At 38.5% G+C, this 25846-nt stretch carries 20 protein-coding genes; 1 reads left to right on the forward strand and 19 read right to left on the reverse strand.

What is annotated here, in order from left to right; genetic code table 11:
• Window positions 1–12: 12 nt before the first annotated feature.
• The 17 genes from MHH86_RS28650 to MHH86_RS28730 all read right to left on the reverse strand — a co-directional run bounded on the left by MHH86_RS28650 (window position 13) and on the right by MHH86_RS28730 (window position 18931).
• Window positions 13–1419: an undecaprenyl-phosphate glucose phosphotransferase gene (locus MHH86_RS28650; RefSeq protein ID WP_076205799.1), complete on the reverse strand. Its 1407-nt coding sequence runs from the start codon at window positions 1417–1419 to the stop codon at window positions 13–15.
• Complete coding sequence (locus MHH86_RS28655; RefSeq protein WP_076317157.1) at window positions 1416–2369, reverse strand: glycosyltransferase family 2 protein; 954 nt, start codon at window positions 2367–2369, stop codon at window positions 1416–1418. Before MHH86_RS28655 ends, MHH86_RS28650 begins: the two co-directional genes overlap by 4 nt.
• A 103-nt stretch (window positions 2370–2472) precedes the next feature.
• Window positions 2473–3498 carry a glycosyltransferase family 2 protein gene (locus tag MHH86_RS28660; protein ID WP_076317156.1) on the reverse strand — a complete coding sequence of 342 codons (1026 nt, stop codon included), beginning with the start codon at window positions 3496–3498 and terminating at the stop codon, window positions 2473–2475.
• Window positions 3499–3616: 118 nt separating this feature from the next.
• Window positions 3617–4480: a dTDP-4-dehydrorhamnose reductase gene (gene rfbD, locus MHH86_RS28665; protein WP_038573485.1), complete on the reverse strand. Its 864-nt coding sequence runs from the start codon at window positions 4478–4480 to the stop codon at window positions 3617–3619.
• 24 nt (window positions 4481–4504) lie between these two features.
• The gene (gene rfbB / locus MHH86_RS28670) at window positions 4505–5527 is read right to left on the reverse strand and encodes a dTDP-glucose 4,6-dehydratase (RefSeq protein ID WP_076317155.1); all 1023 of its coding nucleotides are present in this window, start codon (window positions 5525–5527) and stop codon (window positions 4505–4507) included.
• 54 nt (window positions 5528–5581) lie between these two features.
• On the reverse strand, window positions 5582–6130 hold the full coding sequence (gene rfbC / locus MHH86_RS28675; protein ID WP_076317154.1) for a dTDP-4-dehydrorhamnose 3,5-epimerase: 549 nt from the start codon (window positions 6128–6130) through the stop codon (window positions 5582–5584).
• Window positions 6131–6150: 20 nt separating this feature from the next.
• Window positions 6151–6894: a sugar phosphate nucleotidyltransferase gene (locus MHH86_RS28680; RefSeq protein ID WP_076099639.1), complete on the reverse strand. Its 744-nt coding sequence runs from the start codon at window positions 6892–6894 to the stop codon at window positions 6151–6153.
• Between the two features lie 14 nt (window positions 6895–6908).
• Window positions 6909–7313, reverse strand: coding sequence for a GtrA family protein (locus MHH86_RS28685; protein WP_076099640.1), 405 nt, complete (start codon window positions 7311–7313; stop codon window positions 6909–6911).
• Window positions 7264–8199 carry a glycosyltransferase family 2 protein gene (locus MHH86_RS28690; protein ID WP_076099641.1) on the reverse strand — a complete coding sequence of 312 codons (936 nt, stop codon included), beginning with the start codon at window positions 8197–8199 and terminating at the stop codon, window positions 7264–7266. The genes MHH86_RS28685 and MHH86_RS28690 overlap by 50 nt, the downstream gene beginning before the upstream one ends.
• Window positions 8180–9277, reverse strand: a complete 1098-nt coding sequence (locus tag MHH86_RS28695) for a DegT/DnrJ/EryC1/StrS family aminotransferase (RefSeq protein ID WP_076317153.1) — start codon at window positions 9275–9277, stop codon at window positions 8180–8182. The genes MHH86_RS28690 and MHH86_RS28695 overlap by 20 nt, the downstream gene beginning before the upstream one ends.
• 24 nt (window positions 9278–9301) lie before the next feature.
• Window positions 9302–9859: an acyltransferase gene (locus MHH86_RS28700; protein ID WP_076099643.1), complete on the reverse strand. Its 558-nt coding sequence runs from the start codon at window positions 9857–9859 to the stop codon at window positions 9302–9304.
• Window positions 9856–10275 (reverse strand): FdtA/QdtA family cupin domain-containing protein, encoded by a 420-nt coding sequence (locus MHH86_RS28705; RefSeq protein ID WP_076123766.1) that lies wholly within the window; start codon window positions 10273–10275, stop codon window positions 9856–9858. The genes MHH86_RS28700 and MHH86_RS28705 overlap by 4 nt, the downstream gene beginning before the upstream one ends.
• Before the next feature lie 65 nt (window positions 10276–10340).
• Window positions 10341–12362 (reverse strand): glucosyltransferase domain-containing protein, encoded by a 2022-nt coding sequence (locus MHH86_RS28710; protein WP_076317152.1) that lies wholly within the window; start codon window positions 12360–12362, stop codon window positions 10341–10343.
• Window positions 12363–12409: 47 nt separating this feature from the next.
• Window positions 12410–14680 carry a glycosyltransferase family 2 protein gene (locus tag MHH86_RS28715; RefSeq protein WP_143766168.1) on the reverse strand — a complete coding sequence of 757 codons (2271 nt, stop codon included), beginning with the start codon at window positions 14678–14680 and terminating at the stop codon, window positions 12410–12412.
• Between the two features lie 32 nt (window positions 14681–14712).
• Complete coding sequence (locus MHH86_RS28720; RefSeq protein WP_076192494.1) at window positions 14713–16323, reverse strand: class I SAM-dependent methyltransferase; 1611 nt, start codon at window positions 16321–16323, stop codon at window positions 14713–14715.
• Window positions 16320–17543 (reverse strand): ABC transporter ATP-binding protein, encoded by a 1224-nt coding sequence (locus MHH86_RS28725; RefSeq protein ID WP_076192492.1) that lies wholly within the window; start codon window positions 17541–17543, stop codon window positions 16320–16322. Before MHH86_RS28725 ends, MHH86_RS28720 begins: the two co-directional genes overlap by 4 nt.
• Window positions 17544–17566: 23 nt before the next feature.
• Complete coding sequence (locus tag MHH86_RS28730) at window positions 17567–18931, reverse strand: ABC transporter permease (RefSeq protein WP_076099648.1); 1365 nt, start codon at window positions 18929–18931, stop codon at window positions 17567–17569.
• 239 nt (window positions 18932–19170) lie between these two features.
• Between MHH86_RS28730 and MHH86_RS28735 the strand changes: the two genes are divergently transcribed.
• Window positions 19171–21924: an O-antigen ligase family protein gene (locus MHH86_RS28735; protein ID WP_076212532.1), complete on the forward strand. Its 2754-nt coding sequence runs from the start codon at window positions 19171–19173 to the stop codon at window positions 21922–21924.
• A 72-nt stretch (window positions 21925–21996) separates the two neighbouring features.
• On the opposite strand, the gene galU is transcribed toward MHH86_RS28735, so the two are convergent.
• Both galU and MHH86_RS28745 read right to left on the reverse strand, forming a co-directional pair.
• Complete coding sequence (galU, locus tag MHH86_RS28740) at window positions 21997–22884, reverse strand: UTP--glucose-1-phosphate uridylyltransferase GalU (RefSeq protein WP_076212535.1); 888 nt, start codon at window positions 22882–22884, stop codon at window positions 21997–21999.
• 322 nt (window positions 22885–23206) lie between these two features.
• Window positions 23207–25729 carry a U32 family peptidase gene (locus MHH86_RS28745; RefSeq protein ID WP_076317151.1) on the reverse strand — a complete coding sequence of 841 codons (2523 nt, stop codon included), beginning with the start codon at window positions 25727–25729 and terminating at the stop codon, window positions 23207–23209.
• Window positions 25730–25846: the final 117 nt, after the last annotated feature.

Raw genomic sequence — 25846 nt, forward strand, 5'->3', positions numbered from 1 at the left:
TAAGTGCAGGTCTCAATATGCGTTTTTGTTAACGAAGCCGTTGCGAATCGTTTTGAAAATAATTCGAATATCGAACAGTAAGGACCAGTTCTCGATATAGAAAATATCGTGCTTAATCCGTTCCTCAATTGAAGTATCCCCGCGCAGCCCATTGCTCTGTGCCCAGCCCGTAATTCCTGGACGCACATGGTGCTTCACCATATACTTCGGAATTTCATCACGGAATTGTTCTACATAAAATGGTCGTTCTGGCCGTGGGCCAACTACACTCATATGACCGAGTAATACATTAAAAAATTGCGGAAGCTCATCCAGACTTGTCTTACGGATAAAGGTTCCAAATCGAGTTCTACGAGGATCTTCCCGCGTACTCCAACCTGTATCCTCTTCCCCGTCCTGCTGCATCTTCATTGAACGAAACTTATACATCATAAAATTACGCCGATTAAGTCCCACCCGTTCCTGCCGGAATATGATCGGTCCCGGTGAGGTAAGACGTACGCCGAGAGCTACGATCAGCATCACAGGAGATATCATAATAATAGCGAATAGAGAGAACACGATATCAAACAAACGTTTTGCCATCTTATTCCCCGTCATATCCAGTGGAATATCACGAACATTAATCATTGGCATACCTGCAAAGTTATCAAAGTAAGGACGAGCTGGTAAATAATCAAAGAAATCCGGAATAATCAATGTGCGTACCCCTGCTTTTTCACAGGCTGCAATAATCGAAGGATATTTAGAATGCGCATCGAGCGGCAAAGCAAGAATAACCTCGTCCACAGGCAGCATCTCCAGCATTCCGGATAACTGATCAACCGTACCTAGAATCGGTTTATAGCGCTGTTCTTCAATTCCATCCCAAGTATGATAGTCGTCTAAGAAACCAATGGCTTCATATCCAAGCTCAGGATATTGTTCCAAATTGTTGTAGAATCTTTTACCAAGAGTACCTGCGCCGATGATAAGTACGAACTGGCGATTCAATCCTTTTTCGCGCAAAGATTTAAGCATCTTCTTCAACACATAACGGTAAAGCATAATGGAAAGAACATTAAATCCCATATAAATAGCCAGATATGTACGGGAGATATCAATTTCTTTCACGAAAAACATTAAACCAAGCAGGATGAAGATGCTCATGATATGCACTTGGAAAATCTTAATAAATTCATCGACAAAACGTTTCTTACGCTTAGGCAAATAAAGCGATAAAAGGATACCAATTAAGACAGCTACTACGCCATAAATCATACTCCAATAAGCGTAAGACTCTACAGGCAGCGTATTATAGGATTCCATCCATCCGCTCTTGAACTTGATCCACCAAGCCGCTAAAAAGGACAGTTGGATGACAAGAAAGTCAGCAACCATATAGAGCTGTGTCAAAAATTTCTGATTCCGCCGAATCATAATCTCACCTCAGTATTCTTATCGTTACGAGCGCCTGTTTCCGTAGAAGAGCTAAGACTCTGTGCAGGTGATGGAACTGCTTTAGGAAAGATTAGGGCATTCCGCAAAAGGGACAGAGCAAACTTCATACCAACACCAGCATATACTGTTCCATTTATAATACTGTTGTACTTCCTACTATAATGCTTACGATGAAATAAAATCATTGCCCTGTGAAATTCATAGACGATCTTGAACGGTCTACGTCTGGCACTGCCGCCTTTGAGATGTACGATGGAGGTCTTCGGATAATAATAAATCTCCCATCCAGCCTCTTTAATACGATAGCACCAGTCTAAATCCTCACCGTACATAAAAAACTCTTCATCTAATCCGCCGACCTGATCAATCGTCTCCCGCCGCAGCAGCATAAACGCACCCACCAGACAATCTATCGGGTAATCAAGATCAGGGTCCAGATAACCTAACTGATAACCGTTAAACTTCGGTCGATCCGGAAACAACTTACTGAAACCAAAAGCATAATAGAAGGAAGCTGACGGTGTAGGAAATCCTCGCTTACACGCTTTATCCAGCGACCCATCTGGCAAAATAATCTTACATCCTGACGCCCCAACATCGGGCCGACCATCCATAAAGGAGATCATCGTCTCCAGCGTATCCCTGCTTACCACCGTATCTGAATTGAGCAATAGTACATACCGTCCGGATGAAGCTTCCATCCCCTGATTATTTGCACGGGCAAAACCGACATTGTCGTTATTTGCGATCAACATGACACTTGGAAACTCTCTACCAATCATCTCTACCGAATCATCATGGGAATTGTTGTCTATCAAAATAATCTCATAGGAATAGTTCGTTTCTGAGTCATATACCGACCTGATACAGTCCATCGTCAGGCGACACGTGTTGTAATTGACAATAAGTATGCTTACATCTACATTCACTGCGTAACGCTCCTGACAAATATAGTAATCTACCGACAATTATTATAACATAAAACCTCCCTGAGAGGAGATGACCTTTCAGGGAGGTTTTACCATATACTGTTTAATTTACGGGTTTCTTTCTCTCTTTTACGACGGTCTGTATATATTTTCGTTTCTTTTTTAACGCTGGGAGCTGAGTGAAAAAGGATTTCCACGCTACGATTAACTTCGGCTCTCTCAGAAGCATATAACCATGAGCGGCAATTTCATAGGGAAGAGATATCAAGATTGTTTTCAGCATAGTTCGAGCCGATTCATTCTTGTAGATCATTTTGTAGCGATTAATGTAAGATATTCGCCGGATGAACATTGGTTTGGTACTGCGGCCAGACGTTTTCCACCCACGTTCATGATACCCAATTGCCTCAGCATCATAATACCCTTGCCAACCAAATAGCTGGGCTCTCCAAGCCACATCCACATCTTCCTTATATGCAAAAAAATCTGCATCAAAAAACTCCCCATCAACACTAACGTCTTCAATCATCCGCCGAGAATACATCGCCGCTGCCCCAGATACACCAAATACTGTCCCCGATTGTGTCCATAGTTCTGCTGGCTCCCCCGCACCACGGTCAAACGCACGACGCGCTTTGTTCATCCGAAGACCAGTGCTATCCACTAATCCGTGATCAGCCCTTAGCAAAAGCTTACCTGTGGCGCTGCCGATCTGCGGGTTCGCTTCCATTTGTGCGATTAGTCTAGAGATATAGTCTGGTGCCAGCGTCAAATCCGGATTGAGAACGAGCACATAATCTGTTTCTGTAGTAGCTATAGCTTGGTTATGAGCTGGGGCGAAGCCTGTGTTTTTTTGATTTTGGATAAGTAGAAGGCTCGTGGGCGCTTCCTTGTTAGCTTGTGAATTGAACAGATCTAATTCCTCTAGTGAATTACTAGAAAAAGCCCCTTTATCGATCGCGTTAAAGAATATATTCACTTTCTCTGCACAATCGTCCGAAGACGCATTGTCCACAACAACAATTTTCTCAATAGGATAATCCTGTGCCATTACTGCCTCTAAGCAATCTATAATGTCATCCGCACTGTTGTAGGTGACGATATGTACACTAACTGTTTTGTTATTCATGAGTATCCTCGACTTTGTAATTTCTAATTAACTACCTGCTTCCTTCTTATTATAACGAAAGAACACAAAAAACTCCCGCATCGTTATAAACGATTTAGGAGTTTCAATTGGTGTTATTCTATTCTTTTAGCTCTAAGAGGAAATCTCTCAAGCCTTCACGCCAAGGTCGAATGTCCTCAAAACCATTCGTACGTATCGACAGATGCTCCATCACCGAATTCCGAGGACGTGGTGCAGGTCTCGGAAACTGTTCCGTAGCACACGGTTCAAGCGTAGCAGTGAATTTGAAACCCAAAATATCCTCGGCCTCTACAAAGATCGCCTGTGTAAATTCAAACCAGGTACAAGAGTCGCTATTTGACGCATGGTATACACCATACTTCTCAGTTTGAACAAGCTCAAGCAAGAATCGAGCTAAATCGACTGTGTAAGTAGGCGAACCTTTTTGGTCATCGACAACTTGAAGCATTGGCTTTTCTTGACCAAGCTTTAGCATTGTTTTGACAAAGTTATTTCCGTATTTGCCGTACACCCATGACGTTCGTACGATGAAATACTTAGAGGAGAGGGATTGAACGAGTACCTCACCCGCACGTTTCGATTTGCCGTATATACTCTTAGGGTCTGTATTATCATATTCATGGTAAGGCTGTGCACCCATACCATCAAATACATAATCCGTGCTAATATACACCAGCTTGGCTCCAGCTTTTTCAGAAGCTAGCGCTACATTTCGGCTGCCAGTAGCATTAATTAAATAAGCTGCATCAATATCACTTTCTGCCGCATCTACTGCCGTATGAGCAGCACAGTGAATAACCGCATCCGGTCCAAAACCGCCAATAACTTGGATACACTGATCCAGATCAGTAATATCCATCTCCTGACGATCGCAAGCCAACACTTCGTGACCTTGATGCTGGAGCAGTAAAACTACGTCCTGACCTAGTTGTCCGGCCGCACCTGTAACAAGTACCTTCATAGCTATTTTACCCCCGTATCAAAATTACAATGAGTCACCTAAACGATCACCATACTGCTGTTCAGCATATTTTTGGTATTCCCCAGATTGAATACGGGTCCACCACTCGCGGTTATTGAGATACCATTGGATAGTTTCTTTAATACCTGTTTCAAACGTATGTTTCGGCTTCCATCCCAGTTCATTCATAATCTTAGTTGGATCAATCCCATAACGGCGATCATGACCAGGACGGTCTTGAACATAAGTAATCAAAGAATTAGGCTTGCCTAGTTCCTGCAATACCGTGTTTACAATATGCACATTCGTACGTTCATTATTACCACCAATGTTGTAGACTTCGCCGTTCACGCCCTTGTGAATAACCAGATCAATCGCGCTGCAATGATCCTCAACATACAACCAATCGCGGATATTCATTCCATCGCCATAAACAGGCAACGCTTGATCAGCAAGTGCACGGGAAATCATCAGCGGAATAAGCTTTTCCGGGAATTGGTACGGGCCATAATTGTTTGAGCAGCGGGTAATATTCACAGGCAGTCCAAACGTTTCGTGATACGCACGTACTAGCAAGTCTCCGCCTGCTTTACTTGCTGAATATGGACTGTTAGGAGCCAGAGGAGTTTCTTCGGTGAATAATCCTGTCGCTCCCAGTGATCCATATACCTCATCCGTAGATACTTGAACAAACTTAGTGATACTGTATTTTTTCGCCGCATCCAAAAGCACTTGTGTTCCAAGTACATTCGTCTTCACAAACACTTCCGGCTCTAAAATACTCCGATCCACATGCGACTCCGCCGCGAAATTAACAACGACATCCACACCCTGGCTAATCAGTTCATCCATCGCAGTAACATCTGTAATGTCGGCCTTCACAAACGTATAGTTCGGATGATTCTCGATCGATTTTAGGTTCTCCAGATTACCTGCGTAAGTCAATGCATCCACGTTGACGATCTGGTAATCAGGATGTTGTTGCAGCATGTATAATACAAAGTTGCTGCCGATAAATCCGGCTCCGCCGGTAACTAGCAGTTTCATTTATAGCCCACCTTTTGTTCTTTGAGATTATATTTAAATTTTTGCTTACCACTGTTAATCAAAGTTTATTTCCGCATCTTTCAGTAATGGATGACGTTGATCCTTATCCGACAATATCGGACTAGAAGTCGGCCAATCAATACCTAAGGCTGGATCATCCCATAATATGCCACGATCATTTTCAGGGGAATAATATTCGTCCACCTTATATAATACTTGGGTGTTAGGCACTAACGTACAAAAACCATGCGCGAAGCCTTTAGGCACCAGTAGTTGACGCTTATTATATTCGCTAAGAATTACTCCCACCCATTGTCCAAATGTAGGAGAATTACGACGGATATCGACGATAACATCATAAATAGCACCGGATAAGACGCGGATTAACTTTGTTTGCGCCTTAGGGTTCAACTGGTAATGCAGGCCACGTAACACTCCAACCTCTGCAGAAAGAGATTGGTTATCTTGGATAAAGTGATAGTTAACGCCAAGCTTATGCATGATTTCTTCGTTATAGCTTTCCATAAAAAAACCCCGGTTGTCGCCGTGGACCACAGGTTCTAGTATACTAGCGCCTTGTAGTTGTAGAGGTGTAACTTTCATATTGCAAAACTCCTTCACATCTAAAGTTTCAGTTTTCCGAATTCTTCACCAAAGAGAAGGTCTTGAGCCAAGTTATGTGCTTTAGCTAATGAGGCATGTGTACCTGCATCCGTCCACCATCCCTGTAGAACATCAAATGTCAATTCTCCACGGTTGATATATGCATTGTTAACGTCTGTAATCTCTAATTCTCCACGTGCAGAAGGAGTAATCGTTTTGATAATATTAAACACTTCACTATCGAACATATAAATTCCTGTTACTGCATAGGTTGATTTAGGCATAGCTGGTTTCTCTTCAATAGAAACAATTTGATTTCCATTTAGTTCAGGTACACCAAAACGCTTAGGATCAGAAACTTCTTGTATTAAAATCTTCGCACCTGTCTTTTGCTCACGGAAATTGCGCACATACGGAGCAATATCATCAGCAAAAACATTATCGCCAAGGATAACAATCATTTGATCATCTCCGACAAATTGCTCTGCCAAGTCCAACGCCTGCGCAATTCCACCTGCTTCATCTTGTACTTTGTAAGTAAAGCAAACGCCCATTTCACGGCCACTACCTAATAGATTAACTACGTCGCCCATATGTTCTTTCCCCGTAACAATCAGTATGTCTGTTACATCCGCTTGCTTTAATTTATAAACAGAATGAAAAATCATAGGGTATTTTCCTACAGGAAGAAGATGTTTATTTGTTACCTTTGTTAATGGATATAAGCGTGAGCCTGTACCACCTGCTAGGATTATGCCTTTCATTATATTACCTCCATTCATTTACTTTTAATAATAAGCTTGGAAAGTGTGTAGGTAATTGGAATTGTCACTACAATAACTATTAAGGGTACGATTTGTTTCGATAAATTTAAATACTCTACTAAAACAAACAACATTAATAAATTAATTAAATACTGCACGAGATATACGACCGGAAATTTAAGAAACTTCCTGAATGTAACTTTTTCTTTAAATACAAAAATTGTATTTAAGTAATATGAAAGAAATATACCCGAGATATATGAGATTGTATAAGACATGGAATAGCTCAGGACTTGAAGAAGGAGCAAATAAACCAAATATGTAAATAATGTATTTATTCCTCCACTAATGACAAATTTCAAAAATTGTTTATTCAAAAGTTTGGTCAACAACGTAGGATGGTCTTTCTCTACTTTCATCTAATATCCTCCAGAGATATTCACCTATAATCCCTAACATAATCATTATAATCCCTAATAAAAAAGTAATTAGCGCTATAATTGTAGTCCATCCTTGTAACTCAATAATACCAAAAACAGTGCTAAATATAACAAAAACACCATATAGAAAACTCAAAAGAGCTGTAGCAAAACCAATAAATGACATAAAACGAATAGGTGTGTATGAGAAACTTACAAATGAATCAACAAATAGTTTTATTTTCTTCGAGAGTGTCCACCTAGATTTCCCTAGTTTTCTTTCTTGTCTGACATAAGGTATTTGTACTTGATCATGTCCGAGCCAATAAATGAGACTCATGATATTCGTATTTTTCTCTTGTATCTCCAACACTTCTTGTACAACCTGTTTATCAATTAGCAAAAAATCAAATCCGCCTTTTGGGTAACCCTTTAATGCAAATTTCTCTAATAAAAAATAATAGGTATTGGAGAACATTTTCTGAGAAAGAGACTCTTCTCTATCTGCTCTTGTTCCAAGTACAACCTTTTTTCCAGTCCGCCAATGTTCTAACATCTCTTCAAACATTTCAGGAGGGTCTTGTAAATCAGCAGCTATAATACCAACACAATCACCAGTGGTGTATTTTAAGCCCGCCTGTATAGCCGCCATCGAACCAAAGTTACGACTTAGTTTAATGACTTTAATACGGGGATCTTTTTCTTTAGCATCCATTAGTAAAGAAAATGAATTATCTTTTGAACCATCATCTACAAATACAAACTCAAAATCACAATTCGGAATGATTTTCTCTAAGTTCTGTAATCGTGGGATAGTATGTGGAATGTTCAGCTCATTATAATATATAGGTACAACAATCGATAATTTAATTCGGTTTATACTCATTTACAACCTCCACAATTCTTTTCACATCTTCCATATCCATCACAGGACTAATTGGAAGACTAAGAATTTCTGAATGGATTTTCTCAGAAATAGGGAAGGATAATTCATTCCATTCTTTATATGCTTCCTGTTTATGAGGTGGAATAGGGTAATGAATCATAGTTTGAATACCTTTTTGGTTCATGAAGTTAATAAAATCAGTTCTCAAGGACGTTCTAACAACAAACACATGCCAGACATGTGATTCTGGTTTTTCTTCAACATACGGCAATACAAGATTTTCGTTATTTATATTATTCAAGTAATATGTTGCGATAGTTCTTCTGTAGTTGTTATCTTCATCTAAATACTTTAACTTTTCACTCAAAATTGGTGCTTGAAGTTCATCTAATCTACTATTATATCCTTTGAAAATATTTTCATATTTCTTATGTGATCCATAATTTCTTAAAGCCTGAAGATTTGTATATAGTTCTTCATCATTGGTAGTGATGGCACCTGCATCTCCTAAGGCTCCGAGATTTTTGCCAGGATAGAAACTGAATGCTGCGGCATCTCCTAAATTGCCCACCATTTTATCAGCATAAACAGAACCATGAGCCTGCGCACAATCTTCAATTATCTTCAGGTTGTATTTTTCTGCAATACTCTTAATTGGCGTCATATTACATGCTTGACCATAGAGGTGAACAACTAGAATTGCCTTTGTATTAGGAGTAATACTATCTTCAAGTTTGTCAGGGTCTAGGTTATATGTTAGTAAGTTAGGTTCGACTAACACAGGTATTGCGCCATTAGCGGATATGGATAATATAGATGCAATATAGGTATTCGAAGGCACAATAATTTCGTCTCCAGGACCAATATCATAAGCTCTAATTATTAATTCAAGAGCATCTAATCCATTAGCTACTCCCAGAGCATATTTGGTGCCACAATAATCAGCAAATTCCGATTCAAAAGATTTAACTTCTTCACCCATTATATACCATCCAGAGTGTAGAACTTTGCGAACACTATTTAATATAGCTTCTTCATGACGCAGATTGATTTTCTTCAGATCGAGGAAAGGGATCATGTTTTGTTCACCTATTTCATTAATTTAGTGTTGCTCAACTATAACTTCATCTTCCAGTAAGTATTGTTTACTACAAGCAGAACATAACAATTCATTATTAAGTTTTTCTCCACAATTACAAATATATCCTTTGAATTTGGCTGGATTACCATACCATAACGTATTGTTTGGAATGTTTTTAGTCACTAAAGACCCTGCTCCAATCATAGCGTACCTACCAATTGTATTCCCTGCTATAATTGTTGCGTTTGCACCTATTGAAACCCATTCCTCAAGCACAGTCTTCAAAAATTCAGTTGGGTACTGTTTGGAACGAGGTCTCAAATCATTAGTAAAAGTAACATTGGGACCAATAAAAACATTATCTTCTATTGTAACACCATCCCAAATATACACTCCTGATTTAACAGTAACATTATCCCCTAAGATTACATCATTTTCGATGAAAGTATGATCGTTAATATTACAGTTTGAACCAATCACCGCATTCGGTAAGATATGTGCAAACGCCCAAACTCGGGTGTTATGTCCAATTTTTTCCGATTCGACAATAGCCTGCGGATGAGTAAAGTAATGTTTCATCCCCCATACACCTCTATAAATTTGTCATAATCACGAATATAATCTGCCGAATCATATAAGTGGGAAGCGAGAACGAGTAATACGCAATCTGGAGAAAAATCATACATTTCATGCCAATCATTTGGTTCAAGTATAAGTATTTTAGTTGGTGAATCTAGAACCACGTCCGTCTTCCTTTTCGTGTTATCCAAATAAACTTTACAGCTCCCTGATACACTTATTAGAGCTTGTCTAGTTTTATAATGAGCGTGGAATCCTCGACGTATATCGGGTAAGGTTCCATAAATATAAAACACTCTCTTAATGTCAAACGGAATAGAATTTTGCCCTTCTATAACAGTTAGATAACCTCTTTCATCTCCAAGTGCACTACTTTCTTTAATTGAACTTTCCTTCTCATTTCCATCCAATTTCATCTCGTATCTCCTCGTGATTTAATTCATAATATAGAAAACCAAATCCTACTAACTGATTATGCTAATCATTTAAAAAAAGATATTTCCTTAATTTTAATAACTGATAAGGCAGGAGGATCTATTCGAAGAGATATAAGATTATTCATAAACTGTTGTCTTTCACAAATTATCTTGTTCATCCCTTTTTTTAATTTAATAACCCCACTATACTTTTCACTATAGGACTCATTTTCTTGAAGTAAAAATAATTGCATGTCACCTTCAACATTAGACTCTATGGTAAAGGATATATGTTCAAAAGAATCCTTTTCTAATTTTTCTGCAAGTGATATTGATATATAAGGATCAATATCCCCAGCCTTCAAAATATAACTATCACTTTCTGCATTTTCTATAACCAAGTCAGAAAAAAAATCAATATTATCCTTATCTAGCTTTACACTTTCAGTTTTCTTATATTGAGACATAGATTTATTCTCATCATTTATTAAATTCAATCCGTATTTTTCAGGATTATCTGATAGATTAACGATTATTAAGTCATCGACTAATGCCACAGAACCTTTATATGGCCACACAGGCATTGATTCAGCCAACTTAGTTGCCTTCTCTCTTTCAATTTCAGTAGGAATCTTATATTCGTATCCTAAAGAACTCATAAATTTACCTATCCTATTATTGTTCCCTCCATCCCATTCAAAAAAGGAAAACCCTAAGACCTCTTGCTTTATAACATTAGCTCTTTTCTTTTGCTCATGTTTACCCAGATAAACAACAGGGTATGGCGGTGTTTCACCTAAATCAAGGTCCATAATTCTATAACTAATTTGGTTAGCTATCTTCACATCTTCTTCATATCTATTGTAATCACTATAAAACAATTGTGCCATTGACTGGGACTGATAAAAAACCGCAATTATTGTACAAACTATAAATACAATTTTTAATTTTTTTATATCTATTATTTTATATAGTAAATACCAACTTGCGGAGATAAATAATGCTAAAACAAAATTCGCTCGAATTGGCATGGCAGATCCTAACAAAACAGACATCAAAAAAGGAGAAACTACGAAACTAAGAAACAAGATTACTATTAACCACGCAGTTCTCCTTACCTCAGTACGGATTAAAGCTTTATATATGAATAAAAACAAAAGTAAGAAACAAACAATCATACTTGGTAATATAATGTTACTACCATAAATGACATCCCCCATTATAAGGCCTTTAAAGTTGTTGATTAGGCCTCTGATTATAATACTAGGATTTTCTTTACCCCAAACAAAAAAGCCTTCAACATAATTGGATCTCGGTATATATAATGAAATAACTGTATCAATAATCTTATAGACAATTAGACTAATCACAGTAACAAGTATATATTTTAATATTACTATTAGGTATTCCTTAAAAATAACATTGGTATTCACCTTACTTAGAGATATTAAATTTATCAATGTAAGTAAAATCACACCACATATAAAAACCGGTAAATATGCTTGATATATAGAGATGGCCAATATTAATAGAAGAATACCTACTGCTATATAGCAGTTATCTTTTCTTAAAATCGCCCATTTGGCAACAAGTAATGTAGCTATCGATATAAATACCCATCCAATTCCCAGCTCAAAACTCATTATAGAGAACCCTATATTTTCTGAATGAGCAGGAAAGCTTAAAAATAATACAGCTACAGTCAATCCTCCAAAATCAAACTTCATTTTATTTTTATCCGCATCCAAGCTACTAAGGGCGTACGCCCATATTAGACTTGTTAAGCTGAGTGCTGATACAGACAAAAAGGTACTCGTAATAGAATTAGTTTGCCCACTAAAGAACAGAGTCTTTAAAATTGATATTCCAAAACGTCCCTGCATGCTCCAAACAGTTATAGCATCTCCAATACGAAATAGAGCGTTCTCTTCATCGATAGAAAGTGTAAAATGTGTTAATGGAAATCCGTAGGCAAATAGAGCTACAAAAAAAATGACAACACAAAACAGCTTATTACTTTTTATATAAGAATAAAAAGATTGAAATTCATTATTTAATTCAAATAAACGTCTTTTGGAAGGGCCCATTGCTCAATCTCCTTTAAACTACTATATAACTATAATATGATATGTTTCTAAATTTTTAATAGATAAGCCTTATCACTCTCTAATGAGAGATTTATATTATAGTAGGGATCAGCCTTAATATATCCAGGCCATTTTTCTAACATATACTCAATTTCTTGCATAAATCTTGCCTTTTTCTCTGCCGTATCTTCAGCGCCTCTAGTTTTTGATTCATGATGATATAAACTCACATTATTTAGGCAAACATTATAATACCCTTTATCAATTAATTTGAGGCAAAAGTCCACATCGTTAAATGCTACAGAAAGATCCTCTTCAAGCCCACCAACTTCATTAAACACTTCTTTTCTTACCATTAAACACGCCGCTGTTACCACTGAACTATTACGATTTGTTAATAACATACCAAAATACCCAGGGTCGAATTCATTACAAGTTCTAAAAGCGTGCCCAGCGACTCCACCTAACCCCATAATTACACCTGAATGCTGTATAGTTCGATCTGGGTAATATAGCTTGGCTCCAACTGCTCCAGTATTAGGTCGAAGGGTGTACCCCACCATTTCTTCTAACCAATTTGGACTTATAATTTCAATATCATTATTAAGCAGCAATATTAAAGAACCATTAGATGCTTGAACAGCGACATTATTAATCTTTGAGTAATTAAACGGAATGTCTAAAGGAATTATTTTAAGATTATCGTTTAAACGTTGTTCCCATTTTTCAAATACAGAAAATGTCTCTTCATCTTTACTCCCATTATCTACAATTATTATTTCATAGTTGCTATAATTCGTTTTAGTAACAATAGACTCTAAACAAAGATCTAGTATTCCACTTCCATCCTTTGTAGGGATAATTATTGAAACAAGAGGTTCTTTGCTTATATTGTAATGGATTCGATACATATTAGGATAACCATCAATTTCTTGTACTTTACCATCTATACCTCTTCTTTTAATTGTATCTTCTAAAGCCCTTACTCCTGCGTAGTGTGTATAATTCTTAGCACCTGATCCAGAAGCTGTAGATTCAGGAATCGATCTCCAATGATAGAGGATTTTCGGCAAGTGATGTATACGCTCAGATAATTCAGTAAACCTTAATACAAGGTCGTAATCTTGACTGCCCTCATAACCTTTTCTAAATCCACCTATTTGATCTACGATTTCTTTCCGATATATACCTAAATGACATGTATACATATGAGAAAGAATCAGGTCAGGCGACCAGTCTGGTTTAAAATATGGGGAATGTCTCTCCCCATTAACTCCTATTTTATCTTCATCTGTATAAATCATATCAGCGTCAGGATATGTATTTAATAATTTCACTACCTCAAATAATGCCGTTGAAGCTAATTCATCATCATGATCTAATAATGCGATAAATTCTCCTGATGCTATTTGAAGAGCTGAGTTCGAGTTTTCCGAGATATGACCATTCGTCTTCCTAAACACCACTTTTATCCTTGCATCTTGCTCTTCATATTCTTTTAACACATTTTTAATATGCATTTTAGGTGAGGCATCATCTGAAATACACAATTCCCAATTTGTATAAATTTGACCTACTACTGAGTCAATACATTTTCTTAGCCATACTTCATCCACATTATAGACTGGAAGAATAACTGATATTAAAGGATTATAATTAAAATTCTTCATGCTTTCATTAGCTTCTTGATAAGCACTTGATGTAACAGCATTTCGAGTAAGCCACACTTGATAACTATTATTAGTATCTAATTTATTTTCTTGTACAATCTTAATTTTTTGTTTTAAACCCGCTAACCCTTGGGCTTTATAAACAGTTAAAGCTTTGTGCAATAATATTTTAATTGTTTTTATATTAAGTCCACGTTGTTTTAAAATATTCAGAATTGATTTTAAAATCAGATAGTGTTTAATTGTTTTTTTAATCAATACCTTTTCCATTTTAAACTCAAATTCCCTATCACCTGGATCTAGTCTCAATTTTTTAACGCCAATGGGGATGTGAAAAATACTTTTATACTTACTTTCACCCGCTGAAATGGAGGCCAAATTCATACTTTTTTCTTCCGAAAACCCCGCACCATCATCCCAATATAGTTTAACTGGAATACTATCGCTGCTCACTGAATTCCAAGATATGATGTTCCAGCCGTAATAAAACTTCCCTTCCAAAATAAATGCTGGATCTGTACCCAATGAAATCCATGTTCCATTCACTTTTTTCAAATCAGATACGGGAAGGGGGTTCAAGGTTGATCTAAAACCAAACACACCCGCTATCACTGTCAAAATTCGAATAACTATGTCTGTAATCTTCAATACAATCCTCCTAAGTGCGCTTCTTTTGTTAGTTATTTCCCCAATATTCTTCTCGTTTTAACTACTAACTTCCATGCTTTAGAGTTATAAATACTACTTAACTCTTGCTCCTTTTCTACTAATTGTTGGTTAAATATTTGCTCCTTTTCTACTAATTGTTGAATCAACTCTTGTTTTTCGGTTTCTTTTACAATATTCCCTGCTCTTAAGTGCTCAATTTCAGCATTCAAATTTTCAATTACCCTGCCATTATCTGATAAATTACTTATAAAAATTTCCTTCGTCTTTAAATGATTTTCATTTTCTTCTTCCAAGATATATTTGTCATTAGTTAAATTATTTATATGCGCTTCTTTCATCTCTATTTGCTGCTTATATTCATTATTTATAGACATAATTTCATTTTCTTTACTAACTGACATACTCACATATTGATTGACAATCTCAGTTGTAGATAATTTCGATATATAGAATTCAATGTGCGCTATGCCCACTTCAGATTCAAAATTCAATATTATATTTGGATCATCCTTTTCAAACAAATAAACATTAGAAGTTTTAAAATCAAAACTACCTGACATTTGATATTTTATCTCAGTATCATTATTAGCCCCAATAAGTCTGAGATTATCGATTTTATAAAAGCCACAGTAATCTGAAGGATCAATTCTAATACCTTTGATAACATCAAAATCACGAAGATCAACTTTAACAAATTTCATTAATTCTACATCATTAAATTGAAAATACTCACTATTTGACTCTGTAAACCCATCACCACAATCTATAAAGATCTGAACTTTATCCACAAAGGCATTTTCTTCCTCATTTTCACCTGTCATTGAGCATAGGTTATAAAATGTGCGTTCCATCATTTCTAACGTTTTCAATGTTTCTGCAGGAATTTCTGAAGATGTTTCAAATGATAAGTTTAGATTTCTTGCTTTTTCTAAAATAACAATTTTCCTATAGGAATCTTCCGTATAATCATGGTCAAATATATAAGAATTATAAAATCTATCAATTTCTTGGCGATAGACAGCCAATTCCGGATTCTTTGCGGCAAAAAAGTGAATTCCCATTAACTTTTCCCAAATATTTATTCTTCCATGTCCAATCATCATATATCTTATATTTTTTAATTCGAGATACTCTTTAAGAGAATCCTTATTAGGGAGTCCATTGTCCATATGTTCTTCTAACCATATGAAATTTTTTTTAAATAAACTCTTATAGACCGAGTTCACTCTAGATTCTGCATCTATCGATTGTTGTGAATGAAATGGTGCAGTTATAATACACACTTGCGAACTAACGCGGTATAACTCATCAATAAATTGATTTCTCTTTTCCACTGGAATATGTTCAAATACATCCAATGCAACAATTACATCATACTCATCATCTGGGAAATCCATATTTGTAGCATCGCCGAGAATATAACTTGGATCATGTTGTAATTCTTCCGGTAGTTGAATATCTAAATAGGTTATCTTGTCTAAAGGCAAGAAATTTTCTAAATTACGATGTTCATTAGCCCCAACTTCAAGAATACGGAAGCTTTCATCACCACATCGCATTTCATTAATAATTTTCCGAATATTATTATATCTTTGATATTGATCAAAGAGTGTGTTTTTCATTTTGACACTTCCCATCTATGGTTCATATATATTAGCCCTTCAGAAATATATTTATTTGTTATAATAAAGTCCACAATATTCTCTTTATAGTGTAGACATACTATTCCTTCATTATTGAATATCCCTACATCTATACAGAAAGTCCCACCAAGTAACGGCAAACTAGATATAATATATTTCACTCTATGTCTTCCTAATTTATTCGGAATATCAATTTTCTCTAAGTGTGTATTTGGGCCAAATATATACTCTCGATCTGGAGTATAAATCGCTACACCCAATAATAAATCTTCTATGACATCTTCATAAACTTCATATTCAACTTCCACTACTAGCTCATCAAAAGTTTTAAAGTTATTCTTGTTTAGTTCCACTTTTGTAATTGACGCTAATACATCGGGATTCGTCGGTCTAATAAAATCATCTTGTGGCACGACTGGAATTGGCTCATTATCATTGGTAATCGTAGTTTCCATAATATGCTCAGTATTGTATTTCATGAAATCTTCATATAGATCAGCAATTTCAGATGATTCTCCTGATGCTTGCACTATACCATCCTTAAGCCAAACTGCTTTATTGCAGAACCTCTTCACTTGCTCAGTTGCATGGGATACAAACAATATTGTTGTTCCCTTACTCTTCAACTCTTTCATTTTATCAATACACTTCGTTTGAAAACGTACATCCCCAACAGCAAGAGCTTCATCAACAATAAGTATATCTGGCTCTACATTAATAGAAACAGCAAAAGCCAACCTCGCAAACATACCGCTAGAGTAAATTTTTACAGGTTGCTCAATAAATTCTCCAATATCTGCAAATTCGATTATATCATTCATTTTGATGTCAATTTCTTCACGGCTAAAGCCCATCATCAGACCATTTAAGTACACATTCTCTTTGCCACTGTACTCTGGATTAAATCCAGCTCCTAGCTCCAAAATTGCAGATATCTTACCCTTTACTTGTATAGACCCACTTGAAGGTGATAAGACTCCTGTTATCAACTTCAACAGCGTTGATTTACCCGATCCATTTTTACCTAGAATCCCAAGAGCGTCTCCCTTCTCAACTTTAAATGAGATACCGTTAAGAGCTTTGAATTCTTTGTGATACGTTCTATGAGATATGGAAAGAGCCTCTTTCAAGCGGTCTATGGGTTTATCGTATAATTTATAAGATTTTACAACATCTTGAATTTCGATTATCTCATTCAAAACTTTACTCCACCTTTACAACTTTATATTACATCTGCAAAATGAGGCTTCAACTTTTTCAAGCTCTTTATTCCAACTACAAGTGCTGTTAAGCAGAACATCCAGAAATAAAGAGTATAGTAGGGATGTTGGATAAATGAAACGCTATAAATGAAAGTATCTCTATAGCCTTCTACAATATAGAACATAGGATTTAATTTAAAAACATTACTCCAAAAATCCGGTAACATAGTGTATGACCATCCAATAGGAGTGAACCAAAACCCTATTTGCAAAATTATTATTATGATTTGATTTAAATCTTTAAAAAACAACACAATTGCAGATGTGACTAGAGACATCGAAAAAACAAGCATGATTGTACAAATTAAATAATATAACATCTGAAAACTGTATAAATCAGGGTAATATCCATATCCAGTATACATCACGAATATAAATAAAATGAAAAACAAATGTACGAATAAAGCCGAAATAATCTTTACTATAGGAAGAAGTTCAATCTTAAATACAACCTTCTTGACAAGATAACTATACTCTGAGTACACATTTGTAGCACTAGACAAAGCTTCTGAGAAGAAAAACCATGGAATTATGGCAACTATAAACCACAAAATAAATGGAACATCCGATACACTACCACTTCGTAACCCTACCTGAAATACAAACCAGTAGGTCACAATGGTTAGTAGTGGTTGAATGAACCCCCAGACTATTCCCAAGTAGGAAGACGCATATTTAGTTTTAAAATCATTTTTAGCTAGGCTAAAAATCAGCCTTCTACCCTTAAATATCTCTCTCAAGAATCTATAAACTTCTTTAATGGAGTTTATAATGTAAAGACTAATTAACGTTGCAACGACACTGCTTAATGAAATTATCGAAATATTCAGAAGGCTAGTTCCTTCTATCGCCGTATCACGATGGTCTTTAATATCTAAAATCACATACGGATCAGAATCTAATACTTGAAGTTCTATTTGTTTATCTTTCTGACTTGTTATTTTCACTTCATGCTCTTGAGTTATTATTTCATCAAGTGGAATGATTACACTTGAGTTGCCTTTTAACTTAACATCTTTAATCTTAACTATAGCCTTTTGATTCCCCACATCTAATCTAAGGGAGTATACATTTTTAGGTAAATCATACTTTAGATTTACCCAGTCTCCCTTTTGCTCATATTTTTGATGAAGTGATTGTTCTTCTGTCCATTCCTGATCCTTATTCATAATATAAAATAGTTGGTAATCATCGGACTGGTTAGAATTCAATTGAACCTCAAAAGTTAATTTGGTTCCATTTTTTTGATATGTAGCAAACATATTAAAGAATAAGACCACTAAGATAAGTCCCATTACAGCAAGTATCAATTTTTTAAATTTCATTCGTATACCCCTTCAATTATCACGAAAATTTAGAAATAACCTCTGTTTCAAAAAAAATATATATTTAAAATCACGCCATTCTGTCTAACTAAATCAAGATCGCTAGTAGAACGGTCCAGAGATGATACAATAAGTGGTACTAGTTTACTTGGTCTTTATTGTGCAATTCATAGTAGTAGTAATAGAAGTTAGCAATATGCTAAAATATTGTCGTACCTACAGGAAAAGGAGATTATAACGTGTCGAAACCAGTATACGGTAAAAACGCCGCTCAGTCGAGAAATGTTGAAAAGATAGCAAGTCCGATATGGGCATTAGTTGTTGGTTTTATTTTATTTTTGTGTTGGACCCCATTTCAAGTGGGATTGTTTAATGGATCACTAGTTGATTACGAGAAGCCAATATATGTATCAGCACTATTAAGCGCACTGATGCTGCTGGCCTGTGTTGGCTTGTATTACAAAAAGTTCAAGCTTGAAGGGCAGAGTGATTTAGTAGCTTGGGCAGCATTATTGCTCCCTGTGACCTATGCTCTGTCACTGTTTGTCGCAGTTTCGCATTACACGGCGATGAATATGCTATTTATTCAGTGTACATATGCCGCAGTTTTCATTATAGCCTTTTATCTCATGAAGCAAAAGCAAGTAAATGTTGTCATTCAAAATGCTATATTAGCGATTGCATATTTTATAGTGGGTTTTGGACTTTTAAATTGGTTAGGCAGCAGTAAATTAGCAGGAGCTCTTGTGGGCTGGTTCTCAAACACCGTCCGAAATGATGTCTACTTAGATGCAGTTATGACTGACTCTAACGGACTTCGTCTGACTTCGATCTTTCAGTACGCAAATACGTACGCAGCCTTCTTGATGGCCTTTCTATTTGTAGCAATATTCGCGCTTATTCGCTCTAAAAAATGGTATGGAACGTTGACGCATGGCTTTATGTTAGTTCCCATCATTGTGTCGATCTTGTTAACCTTATCTCGTGGCGGCTTAGTCCTGCTACCTGTAGTATTCATACTCCTACTTCTATTCCTAAAACCTGCACAGCAAATCCTTTGGATTCTGCATCTAGGAATTGCTGGTATTGTAGCTTTGCTCATTACGACACCCGTTACTAACCTAGGAATAGAGTTAAATGCTAATTTCACTTCTTCTTCAGCTTTAAAAGGTTGGGCGTATCTATTAGGAGCCTCAATAGTTGTGGCTGGCCTTTCTTGGGTCATTCAGCGTTTTGTCGCACCATGGTTGTATGCAAAACTAGAGAATTGGTCGTCACGTAAACGGACAGGTCTTTGGATTCCGCTCGGATCTGTCGCTCTAGTTGCTATTGTAGCTTTCTTGCTTATCGGTACGAGTGCAAAAAGCATCTTACCTGACAACATGGAGACTCGCCTCGAGAACATCAATTTCCAGCAACATAGCGTACTCGAGCGGATTACTTTTTATAAGGATGCCGTGAAGGTGGTTAAGGATTATCCGGTCCTCGGTGCTGGTGGAGGAGGCTGGGCCTCACTGTATGAGCATTATCAAAACAACCCTTATACAAGCCGGCAGGTGCATAACTTCTTCTTACAATTTCTCATTGAAGTAGGTATTGTTGGATTTCTCATATTTATGAGTTTCATTCTGTATATCTTCTATAAATATATTCGTGGATATGTAAAACGGGATAAAAACGAATTTGAGAATGGTTTCTTCTATCTAATTATTGCTCTATCTATTCTTGTGCACAGTCTACTTGATTTCAACATGAGTTATGCCTTTATGGGCATACTAGTTTTTATTGGCCTTGCCGGAATGGCCTCCGTTATGGATAGCAAGCCACTGCGGAAAAATTGGAATAAAGCGGGCATCCGTTTCGGATACCTCGCTGTGCTTTCTTTAGGAACCTTGTTCCTAGTGTTCTTGTCAATCAGCTATATTGGCTCCAGTAACTCTGCTTTGAAAGCTAAACAATTGAGAAGTTATAGCACTTCCTACGAAGAGCTTAGAGCCCCATTGATTGAGACTTTGAACAAACGTCCAAGTCATCCAGAATCGACAATTTATCTATCGGCCTTGGATCAGCAGGTATTTAGTCAAACACAACAGGAACAGTTCCTTGACGAGGCATACAGTGTATTAACTCGCGCACTCAAAGATGAGCCATACAACAAAAATCTTCTGCTCCAATTAGTGAGCTACTACGATCTGAAAGGTCAAAGCGACGTCGCCTTGGGTATTTACCGTGACAACGCAGATAAGTTCAACTGGGATATCGATTGGTATGATGCAATAATCAGCCGTTCCTTTGCCTTAGGTCAGCAGGCACTTAATCAAAAAGATGAGACAAAGAAACAAGAGTATTTCAATGAAGCGCAAGAAGCATATAATCATGTTCTTGCTGGAATAGAACATCTGAAGACTCTTCCACCAGAACAACTGCAAGGGCGTCCTTTCTCAGTAACGCCAACTATCGCTTTGAACGTTGGCAAAATGCAACTTTTATCCGGACAAGAGGATGCAGCGAAGTCCACCCTCAAGCTTAATTCAGATGCTAATTACACAGATATTATGAACAGTGAAGCTCCGTGGGATATAAATTGGTACAGTTCACTCATCAGCCGTTCATTTGATTTGGGGCAGGCAGCTTATACACAACAAGATAATCCAGATAGAATAGACAACATGAAAGCTGGTTTTGTCATTGGGCTTTTGGCCTACAATCATGTACTTGCGGATAATGATCCCTCGAAGGCATTTACTCCGGATGTGACACTGAAGGTAGGAAAAATGCAGTATATGTCTGGAAAGATACAAATTGCAGCCTCCATCTTAAAAACAGCCTTAAGCCAAGATTTCGCTGATGCAACCAATCGTGAGATTGCTCGTTGGTACCTTGCTGCACTGGCGAAAACTGGTGGTGAAGATCAGGTACTATACGATTCGCTGATCGCAGCTGATCCTGCGGAAGCAGCACAAGTTGAGGCCATTACAAATTCACAATTTTAAAAAAGAAAGAAACCATAAAAGCGCGCCACTGTAATTACAGTGGCGCGCCTTTTTTCGATATATGAGATTTACTTATAGCCCGACCTTAGCTGCTTCGCTCTCGACAAGCTCTTTCATATAACGAAGCAAGTCATCTTTAAGCTCCTCGTGTTGAAGTGCATAATGAATGGTAGTCTGGATAAAGCCCATTTTCTCACCCACATCATGACGTTTACCTTCAAAGTCATAGGCAATAATTCGTTCAACCTCGCTTAGACGTGCTATCGCATCTGTAAGTTGGATCTCTCCACCTACACCCACCTGCTGTTCTCCAAGCATATCGAAGATACGTGGAGTTAAAATATATCGTCCCAGAATAGCTAAGTTCGAAGGAGCCTCTTCTCTCTTCGGCTTCTCTACTAGACGATTTGCCTTGTAGACACGTTCCGCCAAAGACGAACCATCTACCACACCATACCGTGATACTTCCTCCCACGGAACAGGCTGAACACCTACGATAGAAGATTTATACTCGTCATATATGTCAATCATCTGTTTGAGGCACGGTTTGTCCGCTTCAACAATATCATCGCCGAGTAGGACAGCAAACGGTTCGTTTCCTATGAATTTACGTGCACACCAAATCGCATGTCCGAGACCTCTTGGTTCTTTTTGACGAATGTAATGAATATCGGCCATTTCGGAAGATTTACGAACGGATTCAAGCAGCTCCCACTTCTGCTTCTCAGCCAAGTTAAATTCCAGTTCAAAAGAGTTATCAAAGTGGTCTTCAATCGCACGTTTACCTTTCCCTGTTACAATAATAATATCCTCGATCCCGGAAGCAACAGCTTCTTCAACAATATATTGGATCGTCGGTTTATCTACAATCGGTAGCATTTCTTTAGGCATTGCTTTAGTTGCAGGTAAAAAACGAGTGCCGAGACCTGCGGCGGGAATAATCGCTTTACGGATCTTCATCACATTAACTCCTTCTATCATATACTCTTTTCAATTACATATCTGTAAGTACCCTAAAATGGCATATTTCTTTCAATTATAGCAGTTACAGCACATTTATGTCAGAGTGTTTGTTATATTTGTATATCTATTCCAATGAAATAAGAGGGCAGGAATTATAATCAAATTGCTATTTTAAATACTTTGCTGCCCCCATAATATACTATTATTTAGTATATGCAAATTAGGGTGAGGACGAGATCAAATCTAATAAAATGGGCTAAGCAATACCAGCATCTACCTGGTAGTTACTTAGCCCTTTTTCTTTAACTCTTAACTCTTATTACTTCGCGTTCACCAATTGCCCACGCGTTACGCCAAGTTGGTTAGTAGCCTTTAGGCTCTTCCATACCTGCGTACCAGAGATTTCACCACGCAGAGCGCGGCTGTAGAGGCTGATTACCTCAGCCACTTGCTCTGGCGTCTCTTCCAAGAACTCCACACGGTATGAAGATACTCCTAGGTCACGGAAATTGTTCAAATACTCCGCACCAGACTGCTCAACAGCGTTATAGACGGTATTACGGCAGCCTTCATCCACACGAACTGGATGTGACATTCCAATACGGTCTTGCAAAGAAGCACGGTGTTCTTCACAAGGACGACCACAGTTCGTAAAGTCCGTGCCTTCACTCATAAAGGTACAGTACACACAGTGTTCAGTATGGAACATCGGCAAATGCTGATGGATAACGACCTCCATCCGGGAAGTATCGCTGTGCTCAAGCAGATCGACCATCTGTTGAATGTTCAAGTCATAGGATGGCGTTACTATGTCACAGCCTGCCTCAAGGAACAAATCCACTGCTTTATGATTGGCGATATTCAATGAGAAATCGCCAATCAGGCGTGGATGCACAGCATCCGGTTGCTCCTGGCGGCGGCGCAGATAATAATATAACGCGCCTGTATTACGCACGAGCACAGCATCTGGCTGCAAGCGAAGAATATTCGCGTGGTAGCCGTTCTCGCCCGGCATATGAATGCGCGGCGTGGCCAGCGCTATGCTGGCTCCTGCAGCCCGTACCGCATCTACCGCTGCCGGGAACTGCTTGATAAACTCGAAGTCGGCGTAGATGTTTCTCACGCCGGCCTCGAGCGCAGCCTGCACCTGCGGCAGGCTGCGGCACAGCGCGGTGAGCTCCGCTTCACCAGCGCACTGCGGAGCGACACCCCTGCGGGTGGCGTCGCCGTAAACCTCGATCGCCCGTTTCACGTAGACGGGCGGTTTCGGGCGCTCGCCCGCAAGCAGCTCCACCGCTTGGCGGCGGATGCTGTTCAGCTCGCGCATAGGGACGATGACGTCGCCTTGCAGATGCGACTCCAACGCGTCAAGCTGGAACACGGTCCCGCCCAGGCGGCCGAATTGTTCTTCCAGCAGCGCGGTATCCATCGGACGCTTTTGCGCGGCTTCCAGCGCGAGCTCCGAATCCACACGGACGGTAACGTTCTTCTGAACGTCCGTCCACCAAGTCGTCAGCTTCTCGCCGACGCAGCCTTGCACTCTAACATGTACCGGAAATACCCGGTACGGCTTTTCAGTTTCATAAGTCTGGCGCAGCGCCTTATCTAACGCAGGGTCATTTGTCTTCCAAATGCGGTCACCGACATTTAGACGACGAAGATCCACATCATTACGACCGGCTACGATGTCGATGATCCAGCCTTCTCCGGCTTCGCCTTCCAGCTTCACACCTTTACGACGAAGGTCGTAGACACGACCGCCTTCTTCTTTTTTCGTCGGATCCCCAGCGTCAAAAACAATTCCGTCCCCACGCTTAAGCGGTGCATGAATACGGCAGACCACTCCGTCACGCAGAATTTGCTCAACAGTCCCCAAATATACACCACGGCTTTTTGGGAAAGTCCCGTCTACCAGTTTCTTATTGTTCGTTCCATCCAGGAAACCATGTGTAAACCCGCGGGAGAAGCTTTGTTGCAGCTCACGCACCTCCTCCTTCGAAGGTTTAGACAGATCGCCTTCAAAATACCGATCAATCGCTTTACGATACTTACTAACTACATTCGCTACATATTCCGGGCTTTTGAGGCGACCTTCGATTTTAAAAGAAGTCACACCCGCCTCGATCAGCTCAGGCATTAGATCAATTGCTGCCAGGTCCTTAGGAGAGAGCAAATAAGTTACGTCTCCCATAGGTTTTACCTCACCATCCACCATCAGATCATAAGGCAGGCGGCAAGCCTGCGCACATTCACCGCGGTTGGCAGAACGTCCGCCCCACATTTCAGAGGTCAGACATTGACCGGAGTAGGAAACACACAAAGCACCGTGTACGAATACTTCCATCGGCAGGCGGGCTTGCTCCCCGATCGTACGAATTTGTTTCAGATTGTTCTCACGACCTAATACCACACGTTCCAAACTAAAAGGTTTAGTAAACTCGACCGCTTCCGGCGAAGTAATGGTCATCTGTGTCGATCCGTGAATCGGGAAATCCGGTGAGATTTCGCGGATCATTTTGACCAAACCTAAATCTTGTACAATTACTGCGTCCACGCCAGCATCCACGCATGCATCAATCAGTTCTTTTGCATCAGACAATTCATTTTCAAAAACCAGTATATTAAAGGTCAAAAAGCCCTTCACACCATAGCTATGCAAAAACGCCATAATTTCCGACAGCTCGTCCATGCGAAAGTTGTTCGCTCTGGCCCGTGCATTAAACTTCTCTACGCCAAAAAAGATAGCATCCGCTCCGTTTGCTACCGCTGCACGCATGCAGTCCCAATCACCTGCGGGTGCCAATAGCTCCACGTCTTCTCTGCGTATTTGTTGCTCTTTCATTTATATCCTCCCAAACCGCCATTTGACGGGTCATTTCTAGTTGATTAACTTGATAATTGTATCAAATATCACACTTGAGCGCCATGCGTTTACCAACATTTATATAGAATAAAAGTC

The organism is Paenibacillus sp. FSL F4-0097 (genome assembly GCF_038593125.1).
Taxonomy (GTDB): domain Bacteria; phylum Bacillota; class Bacilli; order Paenibacillales; family Paenibacillaceae; genus Paenibacillus_AQ; species Paenibacillus_AQ odorifer.